Here is a 22035-nt window from a genome sequence, read left to right on the forward strand (position 1 = left end):
GTCTACCAGGAGCTCTGCTACGTCATGAGGGGAAAGCCGGACCCGCGATCATGTTGTGACCAGCCATCCGCCACCAGGGATGGAAAAGGCTCAGTGCTGTGACCGCATAGGTTCACCGGGTTGAGGTCGAACCGCGCCCGTCGCCCCATGCCCCTGGCAGGATCTTCCGCATGTTCGAAGAGAAGCTCGACGCGCTGTCGCAGATCACGGCCGAGCACATGGCCATGCCGTTCCCGCCGAGCTTCCGCGGCCTGGACATCGCGGGTCAGGACATGGTGCTGCTTGACGCGGACGCCTACGGCTACGCCTCTGGCGTCCTCAAAGGTCCACTCGACGGACAGCGCCGAGCGGGGTTGATGAGGCTTACAGCGGTGTTCGAGAAGGTTCTCCCGGCGATCGACGACGTGTACGCGGCCAGGTACTACAAGCACGTGCGAGACATGGCCGTGCTGACCGCCGAAGTTGAGACCTTGCGCGACAAGTAGACCTTTCACTGGGAAGGTTCGGCAGGCTGATGGTCGGGGCGATTGGATGGGCGGCGACGTCCGTTCCGACCGATGGAGGTGCGGTGGCTGAGCCTGTCCGTGTGCGCAGGTTGACCGACCAAGAGGGTCAGAAGCTGCAGCAGATCGTGCGCCGGGGCAGCACCAGTTCGGTGCGCTTCCGGCGCGCGATGATGCTGCTGGCCTCGGCCGGCGGGAACCGGGTGCCGGTGATCGCGAAGCTGGTGCAGGCCGACGAGGACACCGTCCGGGATGTGATCCACCGGTTCAACGAGATCGGCCTGGCCTGCCTGGACCCTCGGTGGGCGGGAGGCCGTCCCCGCCTGCTCAGTCATGACGATGAGGACTTCGTCGTCCAGACGGCCACCACCCGACCTACCAAGCTCGGCCAGCCCTTCACCCGCTGGTCCCTCCGCAAGCTCGCCGCCTACCTGCGCAAAGTGCACGGGCGGGTCATCCGCATCGGTCGCGAGGCCTTACGCCGCCTTCTCGCCCGGCGCGGTGTCACCTTCCAGCGCACCAAGACATGGAAGGAGTCCCCAGACCCAGACCGCGACGCCAAGCTGGACCGGATCGAGGAGGTCCTGGAGCGTTTCCCGGACCGGGTCTTCGCGTTCGACGAGTTCGGACCACTCGGCATCCGGCCCACCAGCGGGTCGTGCTGGGCTGAGCAGGGCCGACCCGATCGGCATCCCGCCACCTATCACCGCACCCACGGAGTCCGGTACTTCCACGGCTGCTACTCGGTCGGCGACGACACTCTGTGGGGCGTCAACCGCCGCAAGAAGGGGGCCGCGAACACCCTGGCCGGGCTGAGGTCGATCCGGGCGGCCCGACCGGACGGCGCCCCGATCTACGTCATCCTGGACAACTTGTCCGCCCACAAGAGCGAAAAGATCCGGCGCTGGGCGAAGAAGAACCGGGTCGAGCTGTGCTTCACCCCGACCTACGCCTCCTGGGCCAACCCGATCGAGGCTCACTTCGGGCCGCTACGGCAGTTCACCGTCGCCAACTCCAACTACCGCAACCACACCGTGCAGACCCGCGCACTGCACGCCTACCTGCGCTGGCGCAACGCCAACGCCCGTCACCCCGACGTCCTGGCAACCCAACGCCGCGAGCGCGCCCGCATCCGCAGCGAGAAGGGCATCCGCTGGGGCGGACGCCCTCTCAAGACCGCAGCCTGACCAACACGGCGAACCAATGCGGTCACAGCACTAGCTTGGCCCCGAGGCCTACGACCGGCGCTCCTCGCGCAGGGCAAGTGATCAAAGCGTCATCGCCTCGCGATCCGCCCTCTCACAGCGTTGAGGGAGCGGCCAGCCGCGTGGAACCGCTCGGCCTGGCCGCTTGGCTTGGCCGCGCCACGCTGATTCAGCAGGCGTCCGCGCCGCCTTCGGGTGCTACGGGGCGGCCTTGAGCAGCCACAGTTCGTTCTCCTCGGAGCCGGGGTTGGCCTGGACCACGCGCTCACCCGGTTCCATGGAGGCGTTGGCGACCGCCAGTACCTTGCCGGAGTGCTTGGCGATGAGTCGGTAGACGCCGGCCACGTGCTCCTTGAGATACCAGATCTGGCTGGGGCTGCCGTTGATGGGCCACTGCATCGCGAAGTTAGAGTTCTGGGAGGCAAATTCGATGTCCAGGGCCTGGCCGGAGTGTTCGGCGATGAACTTGTATCCGCCGTCGGCGGGTTCGAGGCGGAAGATCTGGTTGGTCCTGCCGGTGGGGGTCCACTGGATCACCCAGGCGCCATCGTTCATGGCGTTGTAGATGACGTCGAGGGCGAGGCCGGACTTCTTGTTGATCAGGGTGGCGCGGGCGGGGATGGTCATGGGGGTCCTCTCGAACTGGGGCGGGAGGGATAGCGGTGTGCCGTCTCGTCTCCATAAGAGACGATTACGTGCGAGAAATCACCCTTTGGTTGCGGCCACTTGCGGACAGGGTTCGGGTCACCTCCGCCGCGCCCTCGCACGGCTGCAGCTCGCTCCACCCTCGCATGGCCATGTCCCGGTACCTGCAGCAGTCCGCCAGCACATCCGCACCGGCTGCTCGAACTCGGAGGAGGGCAAACGAAACCAGCCGCCCGACCCTCTCGTGGCGGCCCAGCGGGCCATGTGGAGCACATCCCACAGGCGGCCTGTCGAATCGTTGGCGATGCCCTTGCGGCTATTGTCTGCCTCGTCCTAGGCCATGCAGTCCTCCCAGGCCGCGCGGGTGAGCGCCATGGGCGCAAGGAACCCTGCTTCGCGCGCCAGTGCGCGGGGGACCTCTACCAACGCGCCGTCCTCGATTGCGTCAGCACGGTGTTAACGGTCACCCAAAATGAGGCTGGCCGGGACATCCAGCGTGAAGACGGCCAGGCGAGCAGAAGGCTCTGTCAAAGGGTCATCGCCTCGCGATCCGCCCTCTTAGAGGTCCTAACAGAAAGATCAGCGGACGAGGCGGCGCCAGCAGATGATGGCGGCAGCGAGGGTCATGAAGGCTTCGTGGATGTCGTCGCGGATCTCCCATCGGATGCGCAGGCGGCGAAACCAGTGCAGGAGCGCGATCGTGCGTTCTACGACCCAGCGGTGGATGCCCAGGCCAGCCCGTGTCGTCTTGGAGGTCGATGGCCAGCAGCATTACGCCGACGGCATGCAGGCAGGCGCGACCGCCTCACCCCGCCTCTACTCCAAGATGGCCGCCGAAGACCGAGCGCTGCGGCTCAAGGGGTATGAGGTGTACCGGTTCGGCGGCCACGAGCTGACCAGGAACGAGGCTGCGGTCACCGCGATGCTTCAGGATTTCTTCAAAACCCTGCTCGCCAAGCACCCTTTCACAGCGCCCTGATCCGACCGGCTATCCGGACCTGAATCCTCATGTGCCGCTCACCAGCTTCAGCGACTCGGCCGGGCCGATCACGTGGTGAGGAACACGAGCAGCCGTCAGAACGGTACGGACGATGTTCAGTTCTCCCTCAGGCATGGCCAGGCCGACAAGTCGGCGGGCACGGGTCACCGCCACATACAGAATGCGCAGTTCTTCGTCATAGGCGGGGTCGCCGTCTCGCCATCGGGCTCCCACTCCGGAGGTGGGCAACAGGAGCAGAACGGCATCGGCGGCGTCTCCCTTGACCTGGTGAACGATGTCGATTCTCGGGCGGGGATCGACCGCGACCGTGCTCACCACGTTGGCGGGGCCCCCTCTGAAGAGCCCCTTGGTGGCTCGTGGCCTAGCGGTCGCGGGTCGCGGCCAGCTTTTGATCAGCGCGTTGATGTCGTTGTTCCAGTGCGCATGCGGTTGCGTGAGAGCTGCGAGGAAGACATAGCCCTGTCGGAGGAGGTCTTGGACCTGGAGATGCTGCTTTCTGGCCATGGCCTCCACGCTGCCGGAGATGTCGGGATACCAATACTTAAGAAGCGTCGAGGCAGCGGCACGGCACGCCTGCACAACGTCGGCCGCGGCGCCTCTGCCGGAGTTCACCAGCTCCCAGGCCCTCGCAAGGCGGGTGATCTGGTTCGCGCCGCGCTGTGACGGCATGATCGGCAGCGTGTCCCTGTTCCGTGCCGTGATGAGACACTTCTCGGGGGGAATGCCAGCACGGGTCGTCGCCTGCTCGCAGAAGACCTCGAGCACGTCGCTTCCCGAACCTGCGCACTCGGCAACGGCCTTCTTCTTGAAGACGGCGGGAATGAGGAGAACAGGCAGATCATCTTCATGCCCGGCCACCGAGATGTCAGGCGGACGGCTGCCCGAACGCAAGGTCGCCGCCAGCGCACAGATGGTCGGGGTACTACGCCTGTTGCCCGTGAGCTCGATCTTGTTGTCGAACTTCGCCGTGAACTCATCCAGGCGCTGACGGTCAGCATCACGCCATTCGTAGATCATCTGGTCGGGATCGCCGACCAGGGTGAGCTTCAATCCGGCGTCGTGAAGCATCCCCAGAATGGCGATCTCAGCGGCGGAACAGTCCTGGACCTCGTCCACCATGATCTCGCTGAAGCGTGATCTCAGCGGCCCCAGTACCTCGGACGGGCGAGTGGTGAGATGTCTGAACGCGTACAGCCGGTTTTCATGGCAGCTGAGGTATCCCTGATCAACAAGTCGGTCACGGACCTTCCAGGCAGCGCCCGCCCACGTTCCCCACGGGTATTTGCTGCTGTTGATCAGGCCAGGGTTGTTCTCCCTGAGACGCTCTTGCGAGATGCGCTCCCGACCGTTGTCAGGATCGACAACGAAAGGGAACTCAGCCAAAGCCACAGTTCGGTCGAGCTTGACCTCGGCGCCAAGCGCCGCCCACGTGTCAACCAGTTGCCACTGACGGTCAGCCGCGAGGTACGGGCGCACGAGGAACTCCCACAGGAAGGAGTCCATGGTCCCGATGAAGTTCGGAAAGGCCGCCAGCTCGGCCCGGCCCTCAGCACGACACCGTTCTCCCATCTGGTTCTGGGCGGTCCTCGTGAACGAGATCAGGGCCCGTGCCTGGCGGAAGTGGCCGGCGGGGTGGGTAAGGTGGCGGGCGACGATCACGTGCGTCTTGCCCGAGCCTGGACATGCTGGGACGTACAGCGGCGTGAGAGCGGTGACGGCCGACTGCTGCTGAGCTTCCGCTCCCTCTCTGTCCTCCGGGCTCATCTGGCGCCGGCCTCCATCGCGTCGGGCGCCGAGATGAACTTCACCGCAGCGGCAAGGTAGGGCGGGACGATGAACCCGCATCCAGGGACGAGGAGATCCGCGAGCGCATGCGCGAACTCGGGCTTGGAAATCTTCGTCCCTTCTGTGTCGCGCTCGAACAAGGCCGTGAAGGCCGCTGGTCGATTTTCGTCTGCCATCACCCCGTCCCAGCGATGCTGGGACCTCGACGCACACTCGAGGAATGCCATGCGAAGCAGTTCCTCATTTCCCGTTCGCATCAGCTCCGGCTCCAGAGTCGGCGCGCCGGCGAAGACGGCGAAGTCGGTCATGCCATGCTTGGCCGCCAGATCCCTCGCCTCTTTGATCCGCTTCGGCTCGCCACCGCCCGGCGGTAGGTCCGTATCGGTGATGACGGCCACCCTGCGTGCCACGCGCGCACCGCTGATGGGCGTGATCAGTACCTGGAGGTAGGGGTTGAAGTTGACTCCGTCGACAAGTGCCAGCGTGGTGCCGTGGAAGCGCTCGATGGCCTCTTTGGCACGTTCCCTTTCTTCAGGCTTCTCGTACTGCGTGGGATCGAGCACCAGCTCGGCGATCGCTGGAAGCAGCAGCGCTTCGGACATCCCTTCGACCAGCAATGCCCGCGGCCCATATAGCAGGGTGTTCTTCGTGATGTCGAGGTAGCGGTCCAGCTCGCGGACCTGTTTCGCCTTCAGGCCGAGCCGGGCGATAGGCACGGCCCGGCTCTCCCACTCCTGGCCTCCCTGCCGCTTGTGCCGTGTCATGACCACGATGTCCTCGACGCTCACCGCCGCAGAGAGCACGGGCGAGTGCGTACTGATGATCACCTGGATATGGCCCGCCGGGGCCGTGGGATCGGCGAGTTCGTGCTTCCTCGATTCCTGGGCCCGGCGCTTCAGGTACCGCAGGAGCAGGGTCTGGAGCTGCGGATGAAGGTGTGCCTCGGGCTCCTCCACGAGCAGCAAGGTGAGGTCGGACTCACGGGCCGTCTCCAGCTCCGCCAGTACGGTCGCGATGTACAGGATGTTCGCGTACCCGAGCCCGGAGGAGCGCACGGGATCGAGTTCGGTGGCCGCCGCGTCTCCGAGCATCATGCGAAGCGACCGGGTGATCGAGGAGAGACTGGAATCGCTTGGGAGAAGCTCTGTCCGTTGCCTATGGGCGCCAGCGGTGATCTCGCCCAACGGCTGGACAACATGATCACGCAGGTCGATCAGCGCATCGTCTTCTGTGACCTGCGCCAACTGTCCACGGATCCGCTCCACGAACTCCGCCACGGCGTCTTTACTATCGAGCAACGCCTCCAGAATGACGCGTAATCTCGTACTACCGCCTTCGCCGAGTTCCCGGACGGCATCACGAAGTGCGGGCATGTGGACATGCCGGACGGCGTGACGAAACTCCGGCTCACCGCCGATCTCTCTGTTCGCGCCCACGAACCAGAGCGTTCTGCCACGTCGCCGGGCAAGTGGCGCAGGCGTGTATTTCAGCGACCATGAAGCGGTTCGTGCCCCCTCATCCGAAACGCCCTCAAGGAGGCCCTGGATATAGGTGCCTGCTTGGCTAACCGCGATCTCGTCCAGCCACGCCTTCAGACGAAGTCCGTCTTCGGCCGCCGTGCGAAACGTGTCGCGACTGTCCAGCCCAGTCGGCCGATGCCCGTCGAGAGGCTCGGTCAAGTACCGGAAAGCATCCATGATCGCGGTCTTTCCGGCATTGTTTTCGCCGCTCAGGACCGTGACGTCCTTCCGCAGGGGGACGCGTACGGAAACACAAGAGCGAAAATTCTCGACTTCGATCTCGGAGATGTACACCTTCGGCTATCCACTTCTCAACCAGGACACATCGATGATCTTGTTTCTGGTGATACGCGAATAGCGTAGGACATACAGTCGTGACTCAAGCGCAAGGATATGCGCACAGAGATCGGGATATCCCATGACCTGAGAACAGGATGCTTTCCGTCGTACGTGGAGAATGCCCCGCTTTGGTTCGCAATCGCCGTTTTCTGCCTCCAGGCTGGGTCGTGAGCCGCACGAGAAGGGCTACCAGCATCCAAGGCTCGTCGGCGAGGCCTCACGGTTTCAGCCGGCGTACGCATCGCGGTTGGTTCGTGACAGAAAGTCCACTCGGGGCCGGCCGTGCAGGCGTACGCTCGTGCATCGTCACCGATGTTCGTGCCTGGTCCGCTCGCGAGGGCAGGAAGTAGAGGATATGGCGTTCGCCATGGATTACGGATTCATTAATCACTAAGGTGAAGGGATGCGTGGAGCGGGCCTGAATGACATACGCGCTGTCTCTGCCTGCATGTTCGGCAATCGGTACCGGTTGGAGGTGCTGGAGGCGTTCGCCGACGCACCGGATGGTCAGGTGAACCTTGGAAGGCTGGCCGTCCGGCAGGGCGTGCAAGCAGCGGTGTATTACCCGGTGATGCGGGATCTACTGGCCTTGCGGCTGGTGACCAGGGTGACGGAGGTCGGACGGGACCGGCGGCGCTGGTATCGCCGAGCAGGCGGCGAGGCCCTCTGGGAGACCCTGGGACGGTTGGTCGTGGGCCTGCGGGGGCACTACGACCTGATCACGGGGACCGATATGAATGACACGGGCGAGCAGAAGAAGGTGGAGACGTGACCGGTGCCACGGAGGCTTTCTCTCAGGCCGTCGCCGACGCGCCGGGCCTCGCCCTGGGCCGGGCCTCAGGGTCGTGCGTGGTGCTACAGGGCACTTCGGCCGTGCTGCATTATGAGCCGAACCAGGCCGAGATCGCGCGGCGGCGGCTCAGCGGGCTGGTGGCCATCAGTTCACCGGACGCGCTGCGCGTGCTGCTGGATCTGCCGGTGAACGCGCCGTTGCCGCTGTCGGCCATCGAACGGGCGGCACCAGGTTCTCTCAGTCTGCTCCCCAAGGGTGCGGTTCGTGTGGACCGGGGCTGTGTGACCCGCCTGGCGGTTGCGCCGATCGAGGCGCGCCTGGCGGTCGTGTCGGCCCGATCTTGGCGCGTCGGCCTGGAGCGGGCAGGCCGGTTCGCGCCGTTCTGTTCCCGCGCGATGCTGCTCCCCACACTGCCGCGTGATCTCCACATGCTGCGGATGGAAGCCGACTTCTATGGCATTGGCGTGATCGTCGACACCGACGGCGAACCGTGCGTGGTCGTCCCGCCGGCGCCCTTCGAACGTCGCCGATTCACCGCCGCGAATTGGCTGCTCCTGGAGCAGGCCTACCAGCAGATCACTCCGCTGCTGGCGGAGGCGTGACCGCCTGGCTGTCGGTGCGGAGCGGCAGGCTGGCCCACTTCTCCAGCGACTTGGGCGGCTTGAGTCGATTGGGCTGCTTGATGCGGGTGTTCTCCAGGGCGTGCGCGTTCACGGCCTGCCTGCAGCGGGCGCGCCACCAGATCTGCCGGTCGGCCAGCGTGGGCTGCTCCAGCAGCTCGGGTAGCCAGGCGTTCCAGGTGGCGCTGTTGTGCGCGTGTGCGGCCGCCTTCACGGGGTTCGTGAGCCCGAGGAAGTCGTCCAGCGGCCTGCCCTCGCACTGGCTGCAGGTGCAGCGGGGCGGGATGGCGTTGGCGTAGAGATCGGCGATGAATTTGGCGCTGCTGAAGCGCAGCAATTCGGGAATGAGAACCGAGGGGTAGCTCGGTCCGCTGCCGGAGGTCTCGGCGCGTTCCCCGGCGGGGACGAGGTGCCGCAATGAGCCGCCCGCGCCGAGGCCGACGAAGGCGGCGCCATGGGCCAGCGCGTCGAATCCGGCCAGGTCCGTACGCCACAGCCCGGTGCCTGGCACGTCGGCCAGAAGCTCCCGAAGCTGCTGGGGGGCTGCTGCGAACTGCTGGAGCGGGTCGTACTGCCCGCCGAGGATCAGCGCGACCGGGTGGTTGATCGCGCGGATTGCGGCCACCAGGGTCGCGCGCGTCTCCGGCCGAAGCCACACGATCGAGATGGGGAGCGTCACCACGACGTCGTCGCGTTGCAGTGCCTTGGCCGCCTTCACCACGGCCTTCAAGGCCGCGGGATCGCCGGCCTTGATGTAGCGGGTCGGGGTGACGGCGAAGGAGGCCCCGTTGTCGAGCTGCTCCTGAAGCGCGCTGTCCAGGTCACCGCCGAACAGGGCGTCCTCCGGCAGGCGGAACGGCGCGTCGGTGGTGGCGACTTCCTTCTCGTAGGCGGCGCAGTCTTCGGCCAATACTCCGGCGAAGGTTCGCCGCAGCGCGTACAGCCGCGCCGAGCAGCCGGTGCCGCACACCACCAGGCCGCCGTGGTCGGGGTGGAGGTAGCCGGGCGCTTCGAGTAGAAGGTTGGCGCGCTCCAAGGTCAGGGCGCGCTGTGTGATGGCGCGCCCGGCCGTACCGTGGTCGGGCGGCGAGGTGAGCAGGGAGCTCGCCACGGTACGGGATGGTGCGCTGGTGCGGTCGTCCATGTGCTCACCTCGTGAGACGTAACCGGTGTCAGGCGGGGTTGGGGTCCGGCGAGCCGGGGTGGGGCAACAGCAAGCGGGCGAACTCCTCAGGGAGCAGTCCCGCGATCTCGGCGGCGCGGTCGAGTCCGTGCTCTGCGACGAGGCGTTGCGCGGCGGCGGGCACGGCGTGCGGGAGTTCGCGCGGGATTACGCCGGGTTCGTGGGTGCGGTAACCGAGCGTGGACATTTCGATCATCAGGTTGCGGTACTGCCATTCGCTGATGGCGGCCAGGGTGAGCGCCTTACGGGCCACGGCGGCCATCGACACTCCCCATCGTCGCTTCAGTATCTGCAGACGAGACAGATCCAAGCCTGAGCTCAACTCGCCGCCGATGTCCGCAGCGGGCATCAGAAACTCGCTGGCGAACTCGTCGGCCTGCCGTTCTTGCTGTGGGGTGGCGCCGGGCTCGGGGTGCATGATCACATGCCCGAGCTCGTGGGCGAGGCTGAACCGGAAGCGGTCGGCCGGAGCGTGCGCGCCTAGCAGGAACAGCGGGCGCTCGGCTCCGTTCCACTGGCTGACCGCGTCCAGGTCACGGCTTTCGAGATCGCGTATGAGAATCAGTCCGCCGGCGCCTTCGATCATCCTGATCAGCTGGGTGATCGGCCCGGTGGGAACCTCCCACAGCTTGCGCAGGGTTTGTGCTGCCTCGGTGGGCGTGTCAAGGTCGTTCACGGCGATGTGCTCAAAGCGGTGCAGGGTCGAGTCGGCGGGTAGGGCCCGGAGCAGACGGCGAGTTTGCAGGCGGCTCAGGGCGAGCTGCGCGTGAATGCGGCGTAGCGCGTGGGCTCCCAGTGCGGCCTTCTTGCGGTGATGCACCAGCCCGATGCCGATCCCGGTCAGGTCGGCGTTCAGATGGAGCAGCGCCGGCGGGTAGCCCAGAGCGCGGGCGTACACGCTCAGGCGGTCGCCCTCGACGGCGAGGCGGCCCGCTTCGGCCTTGCTTACGTAGCCCTGGCTGATCGGCTCTCCCGCCAGGTCCGACATGGCGTGGGCGAGCACTGTCTGGGTCATCCCGCGCGACTCACGAGCCAGCGTCAGCATGCTCGCATGCGCCGTCTCTTGGGTCACGCCACGCTCCTGATCTCGCCATCCACCGCTCTTCTATCTCTCAGATTACAGCATCAAAATATTCCTCGCGTTGGAATCGCGTTGCCGGACCATGGCGCCCTCTTGCGGGGTGGCGTCTGTGCCGGTTCGCTAAGCTGTTCGACCTGGCTCGTGGGAGCCCTTCATCCAAGCCGGCTCACAAAGGAGTGGCTGTGCGGGTCGATGCTTCTGTACACGTCGAGCGTGCGGGCGTGGCCGCGTTGGCCAAGGCCGCCCACGAACGTCTCGGCTGGCTGTGCCGAGAACAACCGGTCAACGACTTCGGGGTCGATGCCATCCTCGAGCTCGTCGAGAACGGCCACACCGCCGGGCGGCTGCTCGGTGCGCAGATCAAGTCCGGCACGAGCTGGTTCAACAAGCCGACTCGCGATGGCTGGACCTTCCGTTTTAACGACGAGCACGCCCAATACTGGTTCGACTACGACATCCCCGTCGTGATCGTCCTGCACGACCCCATCTCCGGAACGCTCTACTGGCAGTCACTCTCGCACGACACAGCCGAGTCCACGGGCAAGGACTGGAAGGTGACCGTCCCGGCCGACCAGCAGATCGACCAGGCTAGCGTGCCAGCGCTCACCAGCCTGGCGCGCCCAGCACGCGAGGACGGCGACCCGGCCGAGCAGCGGTTCGCACGATGGCTGGACCGCCTGCCCGGCGAGGCGCGCGACCGGCTCGAACGCACCCGGCGCCGTGCCCTCCAAGACGGCGACACCGTGGCAGCGCGTGCCATCGAACGGCTGACGGATCTGCTGCAGGCAGGCCTGCCAACCGAGACGGTCTCCACCCTTCTGGCGAAAGTTCCCGCGTGGTGGCCAGCCGACGAATGGGGATGGCAGCTATGGGCGTCGGTGGCCGACTACGCCAATGAGCATCTGCTGGAGCCTCAGGCGGCGGAATGCTTCAACCGTGCCGTGACCGCGGGAGCCACGCCGGCGCCGCGGTGGCGAGCCTTCGCTGGGCTGTCTTTGATCCACTCCGATCCAGCACAGGCGACAGCGATCTTGACCGAGGCCGCCACGTCGCCGGACGGCCGGCTCCTGGCCGACCTCGGCCTTGCTCTGCTCGAGCGCGAAAAGGTCGGCGGCAGAGGACCGCTTGCCCTTCCCGCCAGCCTCGTGGAGGCCGTCCAAGACGGCAGTGTCCGGGCGGAGGGTACGGCTCTGCGCTTTCTCGCCGATCAGGCCATGGCCAATCAGGATCTTGACACGGCCGTCACCTGGTTCGAAATGCTCGTCTCCGCCTTTCCCCGAAGCGACTCCGGCCGCATCGCGCTGGCCAAGGCTCTGGCTCAGCGGGCCAGCAAAGGCATGAGCCCGCTGTACGAGGGCGACCTCGCCCGTGCGCGCAAACTCGCCGACAGCGCTCGTGCCGAGCAGCGCCGCTGGGGCGGGCCAAGTGAACACCCGGCCTACGTCCTGTTCCATGCTCACCTGCTCACCGGCGATCTCGGCGCCGCGATCGCCGTCGCGCTGCCGGAGCCGCACGGGCAGGCCAACGCCCGAGAGGCCGCCGCTGAGCAGCTGGCGCAGGCCGCCGCCCGGGTCGCTTTCCAACTCGGCCACCCTCAGGTCGACGACCTGGTCGCCAAGGTGAGCAGTCCCGTCGGCGTCGCCGTGCTCGACGCCGTCCGCGCCGACACGCAAGCCGCCGACCCGAGCGACATGATCGCCTTGTGGAACCACGTCGTGGAGTTGGCCGATGGCGACGCCCTCGAAGAACGCATGATCGCCTTCAGATCGCTGGCGGAACTCGGCGTCTGGCCACTGCCCGGCCTCGAGGACCTCCTGGCCCGCAAGGTCGTCACCGACGAGGAGTCCTCGACCCTGCACGCACGAGCCGACATCGCCAAGGGTCACCACCAAGCCGGCCTGATGCGCCTGCGGCAACTCGCCGATCGATCCCTGTCCGGCGCGGCCGCCCTGGTGCAATCCCTGGTCGAGCTGGAACGCCACACCGAAGCCGTGCACGCGTGCGACCGCGCCGCCGCCCGCTTCGGCGACGTCGAATTCCTGCAGCGAGCGCTGCGGATCCTGCAGCGCACAGGCCAGCACGACGAATGGAGATACCGGGCCCTGCTGGTGCTGAGCCGCTCCAGCCTGCCTCAGGCCGTACGGGGGCCGCTGCGCCGCGAACTCCTGGATGATGCCTTCAACCGCCAGGACTGGACGGCCGTCGAGCAGCATGCTGTCGCCGCTCTCACCGAAAGCGACACCCCGGGCGCGCCAGGAGAGACCGTACTGGAGGCGGGCACACGCACCAGACCGCTGACGATCGAGCAGGTGGGGTACGCCTGGAGCCTGATCGGCGCACGCTGGTTCGCACGCCAGCCCGATCTTGCGCTCCGGGCTTACACGGCGCTCCTTCCGCCGGTGCTCACCCTGGTGCAGGCGCAGCTCAAGGCGGCCGTGCTGCCGCGGACGGGATGGTCGTCCGATACCGTCCAGGAACTGCTTGACCTTGTAGAACGCTTCGCGGAGCACACACGGTTCACGGGCCAGGTACTAAGCGCGATCCTGCTCGCCACCGGTGAGTCTCCTCAACAGGACGACGCACCCCCCACTTCCCCAGCCTCCGCACTCGTCCTGCCGCCCGCCCTGGGCGCCCGGCTCCAGGCCGCCCTCGAGACACAGCTGCGCCTGAACCCCGATGGGCCGCTGCGCTCGATCGATCCGCAGGACATCACCGATCCAGAGACGCTGAGCCGGATGCTGGAGCCGCGCGCCCGTCTCGCTCAACACCTGCGTAACCAGGTCTTGGCCGGTGTCATCCCACTCGGGCTTCTCTCCAGCCAGCTCAACCGCCCCTACGCGCTGGCGCTGCTGCAGCGTGCGGCAGGCTGCATTCCCGCAGGCGAGGCCGACCCCGAACGCTTCGACGCCGAGGTAGCGGCCGTTCAGGCCGCGCTGGACCAGGTCGTGGTGATCGACACCAGCACGCTGTACCTGGCCACCCTTACCAGCGCCGGCTTCGCCGAACTCCGTGCACGCTTCGCCTCGGTCCACCTGCCATCCCCGTGCTACGACGACCTCATGATGGCCACGATCGCCATCGATCAGGCGCGGAAGTCGTCGATGAACATCGGCGTCGAACCCGGCTCCGGCCTGCGTATATCCCAGCTCACGCAGACAGAGAAGGACCATCTGAGTTACCGGATGCAACACCTGGTGAAGGCGGCCGGGCTCACGGACATCGCTGCGGTGGCGGATCTGACCCTCGTGACGGAACTCATGACCGACGGTCTCGACCCCAACCTGGTGGCACAGAGCCCGACCTTCACCGCGCAGCGCGAAGGGGCGTGGCTGGCGGCAGTCCAACTCTCCCTGGAGGCAGGCGCTCCTCTCTGGAGCGACGATGCCGTCCTGCGCGCCTTGGCCGCTGGAGCGGATATCCCGACGTTCGGCACATTGGCGTTGCTCCATGTTCTCTATGACCAGGGACTGGCCGATACCACGGATGACGATCACCGCCGTTTCCTGGCCGACTATGTGGTCGATCTGCCCCTCCACCCGGAACTACTGAGTCGGCAAGCACAAGCCGACGGCTGGCAGCCGCGCAGCGCAGCCGTCCCCTTCGCCCGCCCCAGCGCTTGGCGGGAACCCACCGAAACGCTGGACACCTTTCTCATCCTCATCCGAGCGGTTCACCAGCAGGAGCCGCAGTCCGTGGCAGGATGGCTGCTGTGCGGGGTGTGCGGCTTCGCCGGGTCCGTCCACCCGGAAGAGGCGGCCGTGCGTGCGGCACGCCTGACCTGCCTGGTCGCTGAGCAGACCGTGGGCCTGACCCGGCAGGGCCTCAGCGAATTGGTGCTGTCCGCCGAGGCCGGATTGCGCCAAGCACGTGAACTCGGCGCCATTCGCGTTGGCCTTGCGGAAGAGACGGTGATTGCTGACGATCCGGATGTCCACGAGGCGCTGCGCTTCCACATCACCGCGGTGCTCCTGGAGGCTCTCCAGGAGCAATCTCAGCCTGGACACAACGCGGACGTCATCACGAGGGAGGCAACAGACTTCGTCGAGAGCGCATATACGCTGGCTGCAGGCCGCCAAGATGATCGACGCCACACACCGTAGGCGTCCAACGGCCGTTGCTGCCCGATCGCCCGCCCGTGATGGTGGCGGGCGCGCCGGTCAGGTGATGGCTGCGGCGAGGCTGCGCCACTGCTCCCGGGGCGTAGCGGCCTTGTCGGCGGTAAGGATCTGCAGAGCGACATGGTCGGCGCCTGCGACTCGATGTTCGGCTACCCGGCCGAGGATGTCGGCTTCGTCGTCCCAGGCGACGAGGGCGTCGAAGAGACGGTCGCCTTGGAGGAAAGGCCCTGCTCGGTGAAGCCCAGGCGTAGAAGGTTGTTGGCGTAGTTGGGCAAGGGCAGAGAGGTGCCCAGCCATTCGTTACCGATGGCGCGGGCCTGAGGCGTTTCTGGCTTAATGATGCAGGTCGCGGATTCTTCAGCCAGCATCGTCGGCTCCCCGTGTGGGTGATGTGCCCCGGTTCGCGCGGTGCCACTCCAGGCGGTGTTGCCGGGATTGTTCAAGGCCTTCCTGCCGGGCTTTGCGGATCTTTGGGCCGCGGCCCTCGTGCTCGTCGTCAGGCGTGACGTAGCCCAGTCCCTCGTGCAGGCGGGTTGAGGAGCCACGGTGATTCCGGACAGCCGTCTTATGGGCGTAGCCTATGCGGCTGTTTGGATTGAAAGGGACTCGTTGAGTACTTCCAGAGGTGGCCGGTAGCCGAGCGCCGAGTGCAGGCGCCGACGGTTGTAGAACCCCTCGATGTAGCGGATGACCTGCCGTTTCGCCTTGGCGCGGGTGGTGAATACGAAGCGGTGGAGCCATTCGTTCTTGATCGCGCTGAAGAACGACTCAGCCATCGCGTTGTCATAGCAGACCCCGGTGCGGCCTACCGAGCGGCGGATCTGCAGGCTGGTCAGGAACCGGCCGAACTCATCTGAGGTGTAGTTCGAGCCGCGGTCGGTATGGAACACAGCGCCGGGCTGGAGCAGGCCGGTGCCGGCGGCCATCCGGATCGCGTCCTTGATCAGGCCGGTGCGCTAGTGGTCGGCCATGGCCCAGCCGAGGACCGCCTTGCTGTGGCAGTCGATCACGGTGGCCAGGTAGAGGAAGCCTTCCCAGGTGCGGATGTAGGTGATGTCGCCGACCAGCTTGGTGCCCGGCCGGGCGGCGGTGAAGTCGCGACCGACCAGGTCGGGGATACCGCGGAAGTTGCCCTGGACGGTGGTGACCGGCCGGAACGCCCGTACCTGGGCCGGGATGAGGCCCTGCTCGCGCATCAGGGCACGTACCAACTCGGCCGAGCAGTGCTCGCCACGGCGCAGCAGGGCGGCGTGCACCCGCCGGTAGCCGTAGGTCTCGTGAGAGCCGGCGAAGATCTCGGCGACCAGCCGGGACAGCAGCGCGCGGCGTTGCGCGGTGGCCGAGGCCGGCCGCTCGCGCCACTCGTAGTAGCCCGAGCGGGACACCTTCAGCCAGGCGCACATCTTCACGATCGCGTGATGGGCCTTCTCCGCATCGATCAGCTCGTACTTGGCGAGCGTCATCGACTCTCGGCCGCGAAGAAGGCGGCGGTGCAGTCAACTGATCAGTGCAACACCATTCGGGATGATGATCGCGGAGGTGTCGCGTGGCGAGGATGGGCCGTCCGGGGATGTCGGATGCGCAGAAGCGGGAGCTGTGGGACCGGTGGAAGGCTGGCGAGACGATCAGTCAGATCGCCAGAGCACTTGACAAGCCGCCGGGCTCGGTGTTTACCGTCCTCAAATCCAACGGCGGATACGTTCCCCCCATGCGGCGCAAGCGGGCCGGGACGCTGAGCTTCGCCGAGCGTGAGGAGATCTCCCGCGGCCTGGCGCGAGGCGAGTCGATCCGATCTATCGCCCGCAGACTGGCGCGGCCTGCCTCGACGGTCAGCCGAGAGATCGCCCGCAACAAAGGCACCGCCCGCTATCGGGCCATCGACGCCGAAGACCGCTCCTGGGATCGAGCCCGGCGTCCCAAGCCGCGCCTCCTGGCCCGCAATCCGGCGTTACGGCAACTCGTCGCGGAGAAACTGGCCGAAGACTGGTCACCAGGACAGATCGCCGGGTATCTGGCCAAGACCTACCGGCCGGGATCGGGGATGCGGGTGAGTCACGAGACGATCTACAAGTCGCTGTTCATCCAGGCTCGCGGCGTGTTAGCCAAGGAGCTGACCAAGCACCTGCGCTCAGGTCGGCCTACCCGCCGAAACATCCACAACACCGTCACCGGACAATGGCGCTCCCAGATCAAGGACGCCATCCCGATCAGTCAGCGGCCACCGGAAGCGGACGACCGCGCGATCCCTGGGCACTGGGAGGGCGACCTGCTGCTGGGCCGAGGCCTGACCCAGATCGCGACGCTGGTGGAACGCACGACCCGCTTCACCGTCCTGGTCCAGCTCGACGGCCGCGACATGCACACCGTCACCAGAGGCCTGGCCGCCACGATGACCCGGCTACCCGAGCGGGTCCGCAAGACGTTGACATGGGATCGCGGGATGGAGTTGGCCGGGCATAAGGAGCTCGCCGCGGCGACGGGGCTGCAGGTGTATTTCGCCGATCCGCGCAGCCCGTGGCAGCGAGGCACGAATGAGAACACCAACCGGCTGCTGCGTCAGTACCTGCCCAAGGGCACCAGCATGGCCGATCTCAGCCAAGACGATCTCGACCGGATCGCCCACAAGCTGAACACCCGGCCCCGCAAGACTCTGAAGTTCGACACCCCGGCCGATAGACTCGCCACACTGTTGCGCTGATCGGTTGACTGCACCGCTACTTTTTTCAAGAACGCCAGCTTCTCCCGCAGCTCGGCGTTCTCCCGCTCCAACTCCCGGATCCGAGCCCGCTCCGGCCCGGAGACCGGCTGCCGCTCGTCCTGAGCGCTCGCGATCCGATGCCGGTTCACCCAACTGCCCAGGGTGCTGGCGTTGATCCCGAACTCCCGCGCTACCGACGCGACCGTCCGATCGCCCTCCAGCACCATGCGGATGGCTTCTTCCTTGAACTCCGGCGAGAACTGCGTGCGACGCCTCGTCACGTACCTACCTCTTCCAGACTTCTGTCAGCTTATGTAGCCGACTGTCCGGAAACTGCTAGGCACCTCAGGTGCCGTTGAAGAAGGGGCGGACGCGAGCCAGCTCGGCCCGGAGACCGCTGGTTCGGTGAACTCCCATGACTCGCCCTCGTTCATGCCGTCCTCAACGAGGATCCGAACGCGCCGTTCGTAGCCGTAGAGCGCATGGAGCCGGGCAAGAAACATCATGTAGCTGACGGTCGACCTGTGGGTCATCAAGGAGAAGTCGATGGGCTACTCCCTGTCCGAGACGTCGCTGGACTTCAGCGCGAACGTTGACGGCCAGGCTTACGCCTGGACCTCTTCGCCGAGATCGACCCGGAGCAGTCCTCAATGCACCTGTCGACCCCACCGGCTCGCTCGCAACGGCTGGTCGGCGACGCCTGCGCCGACCCCACCTCGACGGTGAGATCGCCAACCGGACCGGCTCATCTACCTCGTTATCGCGGCCGTCGTTCTTCTCGGACGCTGCATTCTTCGGGCCCTCAGAGGGCGGCGACCGGAAGGTCGATGAGCTTCATGAAGTGCTGGAGCGCCTTGTTCTGCCGCTCGGCGGTCCAACAGCTCGGGGTGCTCGATCGTGGACAGGACGACGCCGCTGGTCCACAGCCGGATCAGGTCGACGGTCGCGTCGAGCTGGTAGGTGCCGGTGAAGTCCCGGATGGCGGTGCGGACGAGGTCGCGCATACCGGGCCCGATCAAGGACAGGTGCAACTCGATGGCGGGCTCCACGCCGCGGTGACTTACCAGCGCGACGCGCGCCTTCTCGATGGCCAGCCCGTCCTCGTCCAGGGGCAGGAAGTAGCGCAGGACGGCTTCCAGCCGGGCATGTGGATCCTCGATGGCCGCCAGCTCGGCCTGCGTGGAGCGCGCCTCTTCGAGCGTCTGCTCCAGCATCTTGCTCAGCAGGGACTCGCGGTTGGGGAGTAGTGGGTCGCCATCGTGACCGAGCCGCCCAGCCGGTCGCTCGCCGCGCGCAGGGTGAAATTGCCGAACCCGACGTCTCCCAGGACGCGGATGGCCGTGCCCACGATCTTCTGACGCCGTTCGTCGTGATCGACGTAGATCGGCACCGCGCCTCCCGGCCCATGCTCCGTTACGTCCCATACTTCCAAATGCAGCGCGCGAATCTCTGATCAGTGACACGTCATACGGCTTGATGTTGCGAGGTCGATCACTGGGCCGAGGCTGGACGATCGGCTGACTTCGGTGCTGTCCGTGCGGGCTGGGGCCGATCGATGGCCGGTGGTTCGTACCTCACCACCGGCCATCGGATGAGCCGAGCGGGCGTGGTCGGCCGAGCCGCTCGGAGCGAGGCTGCCCCTACAGCGGATCATCGAGGCAGGAGCACCCCCCGCACACGAGCCAAAGGTAATGCGAGGATCAGCAGGGTCCGGTCGCGCAGCCGCAGCCAATCAGCATACCGCGAGCCCGAGCACGTCCCCGGAGAACAGTAACGTGCCGGCCCGCCCCGAACACGAGCAGCCATAAGCTCCGCCGATTCAGGACCCGCCGCCCCTCGTCGTCGTTCCGTCGGCGGTTCCAGATCTGCACCATGCCGTAGCCGGACAGCGCGGCGAACATCGGGTAGGCCCGCGCGTCCACGAATGTCATGGTCAGGGCCGCCGTCACCCGGTCCAGCAGGTCGTGCTCGATGATGTACTGCCGGATGCCGTACGGCCGGCCGTACAGGTAGGCGGCGGAGTTGGCCACGGCGATCAGCGCCAGCATGGCCCCTCTGGCGAGGTCGGGGGTGAGCTGGCGCTCACCTTCCCCGACCGGTCGCAACCTCAGGATGGAAACCAAATTGCCTCCTCAACTCGACAAGTTTCCACCGAGTGTGTGAGAAAGGCTCTGGCCATCGAATCGTGCAACAGTGCGTAATTCTTCAGCAGACGGATAATGGCCCCCATCCTCCATTCGGCGGAGGGCGGCACCGGCCGGGCGGTTGTGGCTGACGATCGCGAGGGTGCCGTCGTAGTTGGCTAAGGCGGCTTCCAGCTCCTCGACGAGGGCGGGAAACGGATGGTTGGTGGGTTGCAACCCACGTCCGTTGGGGACGATCACCTCAACCTCGTATACCTAGGGGTTGAGAAATCGCAGGTAAACGAAATGCGAAGTGCCTATTGTGTCGCGTGCCGCCCAGTCGCGATCAGTCGTATGTGTTCGAATCTCGGGGGCCGCCTAGCCATTAATACCTCGAAAGTCGGCCTTATTGGTGGATGAGGGCGCCTTTTGTGAATCGGCACTCAGTGAGTGGTTTGATTTCGCCAGGTTCGTGAGTCGGAGGTTGCCATCGGTGGCGGCTGCTTGGGCGTCTGACTTGTCCTGACAGAGAACTTTGTCGTCCTTCTCGTAGAGCTTGCGGACGAAGGACGGGTCTCGGCGGCGCTCCAGGCCAGAAAGCGTGGTGGAGACGGAGAATCGTAGTTCGGGCGGGCACGTGTCCAGGGCCGCCCTGGTCAGAGCGGTGAACGAGGCGGAGGTTCGCCCAACCGCTTCGCGGTACGTCCTGAGTAGGTGGCGGGTGTCTGCCGGAGGTGCGGGCTGGTAGTTCTGCTTGCGGGGTGCGTTGACGGAGAGTAGGCGGCCAGTCGCGGCTGCCTCGCTGAGGTCGGCAAGGTCATGTTCGGCTATGGTCCGGATCGCCTCGACGGCGTGTTGGATGGCGAGCACGATGGGTGGCATGTCGTCTATGGCGGGGGCGAGTACGTTGGCGGTCTTCGGTGGGCTTGCATTGCCGCGGTCGATGGTCCAGCTCGGGTCGGACGACAGGATGCGCCTCATACGGACGACCAGGCCTTTGAGCGGTTGTTGAAGAGCGGAAGGCGGCGCGGTCTGGAGTTCCGTGGTCAGCCGTCCCCACGATCGGCGTACCGTCTGCCATGTGTTGTAAACCCGCTCGCAGGCGTCCTGCCCCGCCTTCACGGAGCGCTTTCTGGCCTGAGAACCAGTCGGATCCAGCTCATGGGTTCGTTGGACGAGGAGGGCCATGATCTGTACGGCGGAGTGCATGGTCGCTGCGGCGCCGGTGGCTCTCGCTCGCCATTCCGCGCTGGCGATCAGGCTCGCCGTACCTGCTGAGGCGAGCGCGCGGATGGATTCGCTGTCCGTGGTGATGCCGCGACACAGGTCGGCGATGCTCTCCGGTGTGTTTGGTACAGGGGCTCTGGGGGGGATCCCTCGCAGTGGGATAGCCGACAGCGTCGCGTCGACGGGTATCGGGAGCGTGGCAGGGCGGACTGGAGTCCGGAGCATCGTGATCGCGTCATCCAAGGCATCGCCCCGCAGGTCCAGCTGTTCCAACGCGGGGGAGGTGTGCTCGAGCACAGTGGCGAGCCGATGTGAGTTGTGGGTGACGATGGCCAGGAGCGCGCGTCGCGTGTCCGGATGGCCGATCGCGTTGGCCCAGTCGGTGCGAGCGGTGTGATCGGCGGCGAAGTGGGTGTTGAGCAGGTCATGGCCGGCTCCCAAGGCGATCGCCGCGCCTGCCAGGTGCATCGCGGCCGGGTGATCGGAAGGTGCGGCTTTGGAAGAGAGGTCGGTTTCGAGCCGGGTCAGGATTCGGTGTGATTCGCGGAGCTCAGGGCGTGGATCAGCCGACGGATCCCAGACGCCTGTGGCGGTGAGCTGGCGCTGGGTGACGGGGTCGGCGGGGATCACGGTGTCCACGTAGCGCAGGAGCACACTGTTCATCTGGCGCGCGGCGGTGATTGTACCGACGGCGGCAAGGCTGTAGATGTGGCCCCTCGCAGCGAACTCCACCGCCAGATCCATGTGTGAGGTGGCGCCCCGAAGGAGGTCGCCGTAACGGGGGTTCACCGGTCACTCGCCAGGAGGAAGATCTGTGAGCTGTGACGCGCGGCGGTGAGCAGGGCGAGTAGGACACCTGGGTCTTTCTCGTGCTGAGCCTTGTCGGTGAGCACCTGGCTGAGCAGGGAACTCAGGGCGGCCATCGCCTGTGCTGCGGTGTCGATGTCGATGGGAGCGCCCGTGATGTCCGAAATCGGGTCGTGGGCGGTGAGGAACTGCAGCGATCCGCTCCCGTCGCTTGCGGCCTGACCGGCGAAGGCCCAGGTGACGAACTCATGCGGTGGTGCGATTGTTTCGAGGATCTCGGCTGCGTTCTCCAGGACGCTGAAGGCTGTGCGGGCGGAGTAGACATCGCGGCGGATGCGCAGAGTGGCTTGGGTCTGCGCGAGCGTGTTGAGCAGAGACATAGGTGGAC

The 22035-nt window shown here is 66.1% G+C and carries 22 protein-coding genes and 1 pseudogene; 7 read left to right on the forward strand and 16 right to left on the reverse strand.

All coding sequences use genetic code 11. The features are described from left to right. Positions 1 to 170: 170 nt before the first annotated feature. Together ABZ911_RS38025 and ABZ911_RS38030 are read left to right on the forward strand one after the other, a co-directional pair. On the forward strand, positions 171 to 485 hold the full coding sequence (locus ABZ911_RS38025; protein WP_358067734.1) for a hypothetical protein: 315 nt from the start codon (positions 171 to 173) through the stop codon (positions 483 to 485). An 83-nt stretch (positions 486 to 568) separates the two neighbouring features. Continuing rightward, a complete protein-coding gene (locus ABZ911_RS38030) occupies positions 569 to 1690 on the forward strand; it encodes an IS630 family transposase (protein WP_358067737.1) in 1122 nt (373 codons plus the stop codon). A gap of 216 nt (positions 1691 to 1906) precedes the next feature. Here ABZ911_RS38030 and ABZ911_RS38035 read toward each other — a convergent pair whose 3' ends face one another. Both ABZ911_RS38035 and ABZ911_RS38040 read right to left on the reverse strand, forming a co-directional pair. Continuing rightward, positions 1907 to 2335, reverse strand: a complete 429-nt coding sequence (locus ABZ911_RS38035) for an RICIN domain-containing protein (protein ID WP_189647684.1) — start codon at positions 2333 to 2335, stop codon at positions 1907 to 1909. A 597-nt stretch (positions 2336 to 2932) separates the two neighbouring features. Continuing rightward, positions 2933 to 3043: a hypothetical protein gene (locus ABZ911_RS38040; RefSeq protein ID WP_358067871.1), complete on the reverse strand. Its 111-nt coding sequence runs from the start codon at positions 3041 to 3043 to the stop codon at positions 2933 to 2935. Between ABZ911_RS38040 and ABZ911_RS38045 the strand changes: the two genes are divergently transcribed. After that, positions 2994 to 3332: a DUF559 domain-containing protein gene (locus tag ABZ911_RS38045; RefSeq protein ID WP_358067740.1), complete on the forward strand. Its 339-nt coding sequence runs from the start codon at positions 2994 to 2996 to the stop codon at positions 3330 to 3332. The genes ABZ911_RS38040 and ABZ911_RS38045 overlap by 50 nt on opposite strands. A 27-nt stretch (positions 3333 to 3359) precedes the next feature. Here the strand turns inward: ABZ911_RS38045 and ABZ911_RS38050 are convergent, their stop codons facing one another. Beyond that, positions 3360 to 5117, reverse strand: coding sequence for an ATP-dependent helicase (locus ABZ911_RS38050; RefSeq protein WP_358067743.1), 1758 nt, complete (start codon positions 5115 to 5117; stop codon positions 3360 to 3362). Further along, complete coding sequence (locus ABZ911_RS38055) at positions 5114 to 6952, reverse strand: AAA family ATPase (RefSeq protein WP_358067746.1); 1839 nt, start codon at positions 6950 to 6952, stop codon at positions 5114 to 5116. The genes ABZ911_RS38050 and ABZ911_RS38055 overlap by 4 nt, the downstream gene beginning before the upstream one ends. A gap of 448 nt (positions 6953 to 7400) precedes the next feature. Between ABZ911_RS38055 and ABZ911_RS38060 the strand changes: the two genes are divergently transcribed. Together ABZ911_RS38060 and ABZ911_RS38065 are read left to right on the forward strand one after the other, a co-directional pair. After that, complete coding sequence (locus ABZ911_RS38060; protein ID WP_358067749.1) at positions 7401 to 7769, forward strand: hypothetical protein; 369 nt, start codon at positions 7401 to 7403, stop codon at positions 7767 to 7769. Continuing rightward, positions 7766 to 8392, forward strand: a complete 627-nt coding sequence (locus ABZ911_RS38065; protein ID WP_358067752.1) for a hypothetical protein — start codon at positions 7766 to 7768, stop codon at positions 8390 to 8392. Before ABZ911_RS38060 ends, ABZ911_RS38065 begins: the two co-directional genes overlap by 4 nt. Here the strand turns inward: ABZ911_RS38065 and ABZ911_RS38070 are convergent. Both ABZ911_RS38070 and ABZ911_RS38075 read right to left on the reverse strand, forming a co-directional pair. After that, complete coding sequence (locus tag ABZ911_RS38070; protein WP_358067755.1) at positions 8367 to 9554, reverse strand: hypothetical protein; 1188 nt, start codon at positions 9552 to 9554, stop codon at positions 8367 to 8369. The genes ABZ911_RS38065 and ABZ911_RS38070 overlap by 26 nt on opposite strands. 28 nt (positions 9555 to 9582) lie before the next feature. After that, positions 9583 to 10665, reverse strand: coding sequence for an XRE family transcriptional regulator (locus ABZ911_RS38075; protein ID WP_358067757.1), 1083 nt, complete (start codon positions 10663 to 10665; stop codon positions 9583 to 9585). 191 nt (positions 10666 to 10856) lie between these two features. Between ABZ911_RS38075 and ABZ911_RS38080 the strand changes: the two genes are divergently transcribed. Further along, positions 10857 to 14774: a DUF4365 domain-containing protein gene (locus ABZ911_RS38080; RefSeq protein ID WP_358067760.1), complete on the forward strand. Its 3918-nt coding sequence runs from the start codon at positions 10857 to 10859 to the stop codon at positions 14772 to 14774. A gap of 167 nt (positions 14775 to 14941) precedes the next feature. Here the strand turns inward: ABZ911_RS38080 and ABZ911_RS38085 are convergent, their stop codons facing one another. The 3 genes from ABZ911_RS38085 to ABZ911_RS38095 form a co-directional block, all read right to left on the reverse strand. Continuing rightward, on the reverse strand, positions 14942 to 15160 hold the full coding sequence (locus tag ABZ911_RS38085; RefSeq protein WP_358067763.1) for a hypothetical protein: 219 nt from the start codon (positions 15158 to 15160) through the stop codon (positions 14942 to 14944). Positions 15161 to 15370: 210 nt separating this feature from the next. After that, positions 15371 to 15718, reverse strand: a complete 348-nt coding sequence (locus tag ABZ911_RS38090; protein WP_358067766.1) for an integrase core domain-containing protein — start codon at positions 15716 to 15718, stop codon at positions 15371 to 15373. A gap of 30 nt (positions 15719 to 15748) precedes the next feature. Beyond that, positions 15749 to 16288: an IS3 family transposase gene (locus tag ABZ911_RS38095; RefSeq protein ID WP_358067873.1), complete on the reverse strand. Its 540-nt coding sequence runs from the start codon at positions 16286 to 16288 to the stop codon at positions 15749 to 15751. Positions 16289 to 16347: 59 nt separating this feature from the next. On the opposite strand from ABZ911_RS38095, the gene ABZ911_RS38100 reads away from it, so the two are divergent. Beyond that, positions 16348 to 17490, forward strand: a complete 1143-nt coding sequence (locus ABZ911_RS38100; RefSeq protein ID WP_358067769.1) for an IS30 family transposase — start codon at positions 16348 to 16350, stop codon at positions 17488 to 17490. A 47-nt stretch (positions 17491 to 17537) separates the two neighbouring features. Here ABZ911_RS38100 and ABZ911_RS38105 read toward each other — a convergent pair. From ABZ911_RS38105 to ABZ911_RS38135, 7 genes and pseudogenes are all read right to left on the reverse strand, one after another. Further along, positions 17538 to 17771, reverse strand: a pseudogene (locus ABZ911_RS38105) (transposase); the annotation flags it as partial. Positions 17772 to 18239: 468 nt separating this feature from the next. Further along, positions 18240 to 18704, reverse strand: coding sequence for a hypothetical protein (locus ABZ911_RS38110; RefSeq protein WP_358067772.1), 465 nt, complete (start codon positions 18702 to 18704; stop codon positions 18240 to 18242). 5 nt (positions 18705 to 18709) lie between these two features. Continuing rightward, positions 18710 to 18880 carry a hypothetical protein gene (locus tag ABZ911_RS38115; protein WP_358067775.1) on the reverse strand — a complete coding sequence of 57 codons (171 nt, stop codon included), beginning with the start codon at positions 18878 to 18880 and terminating at the stop codon, positions 18710 to 18712. A 310-nt stretch (positions 18881 to 19190) separates the two neighbouring features. Continuing rightward, complete coding sequence (locus ABZ911_RS38120) at positions 19191 to 19613, reverse strand: hypothetical protein (RefSeq protein ID WP_358067778.1); 423 nt, start codon at positions 19611 to 19613, stop codon at positions 19191 to 19193. A gap of 9 nt (positions 19614 to 19622) precedes the next feature. Continuing rightward, entirely contained in the window at positions 19623 to 19874 is a 252-nt protein-coding gene (locus tag ABZ911_RS38125; protein WP_358067781.1) for a hypothetical protein, read from the reverse strand. 117 nt (positions 19875 to 19991) lie between these two features. Next, positions 19992 to 21584, reverse strand: a complete 1593-nt coding sequence (locus tag ABZ911_RS38130; protein ID WP_358067784.1) for a hypothetical protein — start codon at positions 21582 to 21584, stop codon at positions 19992 to 19994. A gap of 41 nt (positions 21585 to 21625) precedes the next feature. Continuing rightward, positions 21626 to 22027, reverse strand: a complete 402-nt coding sequence (locus tag ABZ911_RS38135; protein ID WP_358067786.1) for a hypothetical protein — start codon at positions 22025 to 22027, stop codon at positions 21626 to 21628. Positions 22028 to 22035 lie beyond the last annotated feature (8 nt).

Origin of the sequence: Nonomuraea sp. NPDC046570 (assembly GCF_040645915.1) — a bacterium.
GTDB lineage: Bacteria > Actinomycetota > Actinomycetes > Streptosporangiales > Streptosporangiaceae > Nonomuraea.

Excerpts from the sequence above, each read along its gene's own strand:
- ABZ911_RS38070 (WP_358067755.1), bottom strand. The coding sequence starts at position 9,554 with ATGGACGACCGCACCAGCGCACCATCCCGTACCGTGGCGAGCTCCCTG.
- ABZ911_RS38025 (WP_358067734.1), top strand. The coding sequence starts at position 171 with ATGTTCGAAGAGAAGCTCGACGCGCTGTCGCAGATCACGGCCGAGCAC.
- ABZ911_RS38060 (WP_358067749.1), top strand. The coding sequence starts at position 7,401 with ATGCGTGGAGCGGGCCTGAATGACATACGCGCTGTCTCTGCCTGCATG.
- ABZ911_RS38130 (WP_358067784.1), bottom strand. The coding sequence starts at position 21,584 with ATGGATCTGGCGGTGGAGTTCGCTGCGAGGGGCCACATCTACAGCCTT.
- ABZ911_RS38050 (WP_358067743.1), bottom strand. The coding sequence starts at position 5,117 with ATGAGCCCGGAGGACAGAGAGGGAGCGGAAGCTCAGCAGCAGTCGGCC.
- ABZ911_RS38100 (WP_358067769.1), top strand. The coding sequence starts at position 16,348 with ATGGGCCGTCCGGGGATGTCGGATGCGCAGAAGCGGGAGCTGTGGGAC.
- ABZ911_RS38045 (WP_358067740.1), top strand. The coding sequence starts at position 2,994 with ATGTCGTCGCGGATCTCCCATCGGATGCGCAGGCGGCGAAACCAGTGC.
- ABZ911_RS38090 (WP_358067766.1), bottom strand. The coding sequence starts at position 15,718 with ATGGCCGCCGGCACCGGCCTGCTCCAGCCCGGCGCTGTGTTCCATACC.
- ABZ911_RS38085 (WP_358067763.1), bottom strand. The coding sequence starts at position 15,160 with ATGCTGGCTGAAGAATCCGCGACCTGCATCATTAAGCCAGAAACGCCT.
- ABZ911_RS38035 (WP_189647684.1), bottom strand. The coding sequence starts at position 2,335 with ATGACCATCCCCGCCCGCGCCACCCTGATCAACAAGAAGTCCGGCCTC.
- ABZ911_RS38110 (WP_358067772.1), bottom strand. The coding sequence starts at position 18,704 with ATGCTGGAGCAGACGCTCGAAGAGGCGCGCTCCACGCAGGCCGAGCTG.
- ABZ911_RS38135 (WP_358067786.1), bottom strand. The coding sequence starts at position 22,027 with ATGTCTCTGCTCAACACGCTCGCGCAGACCCAAGCCACTCTGCGCATC.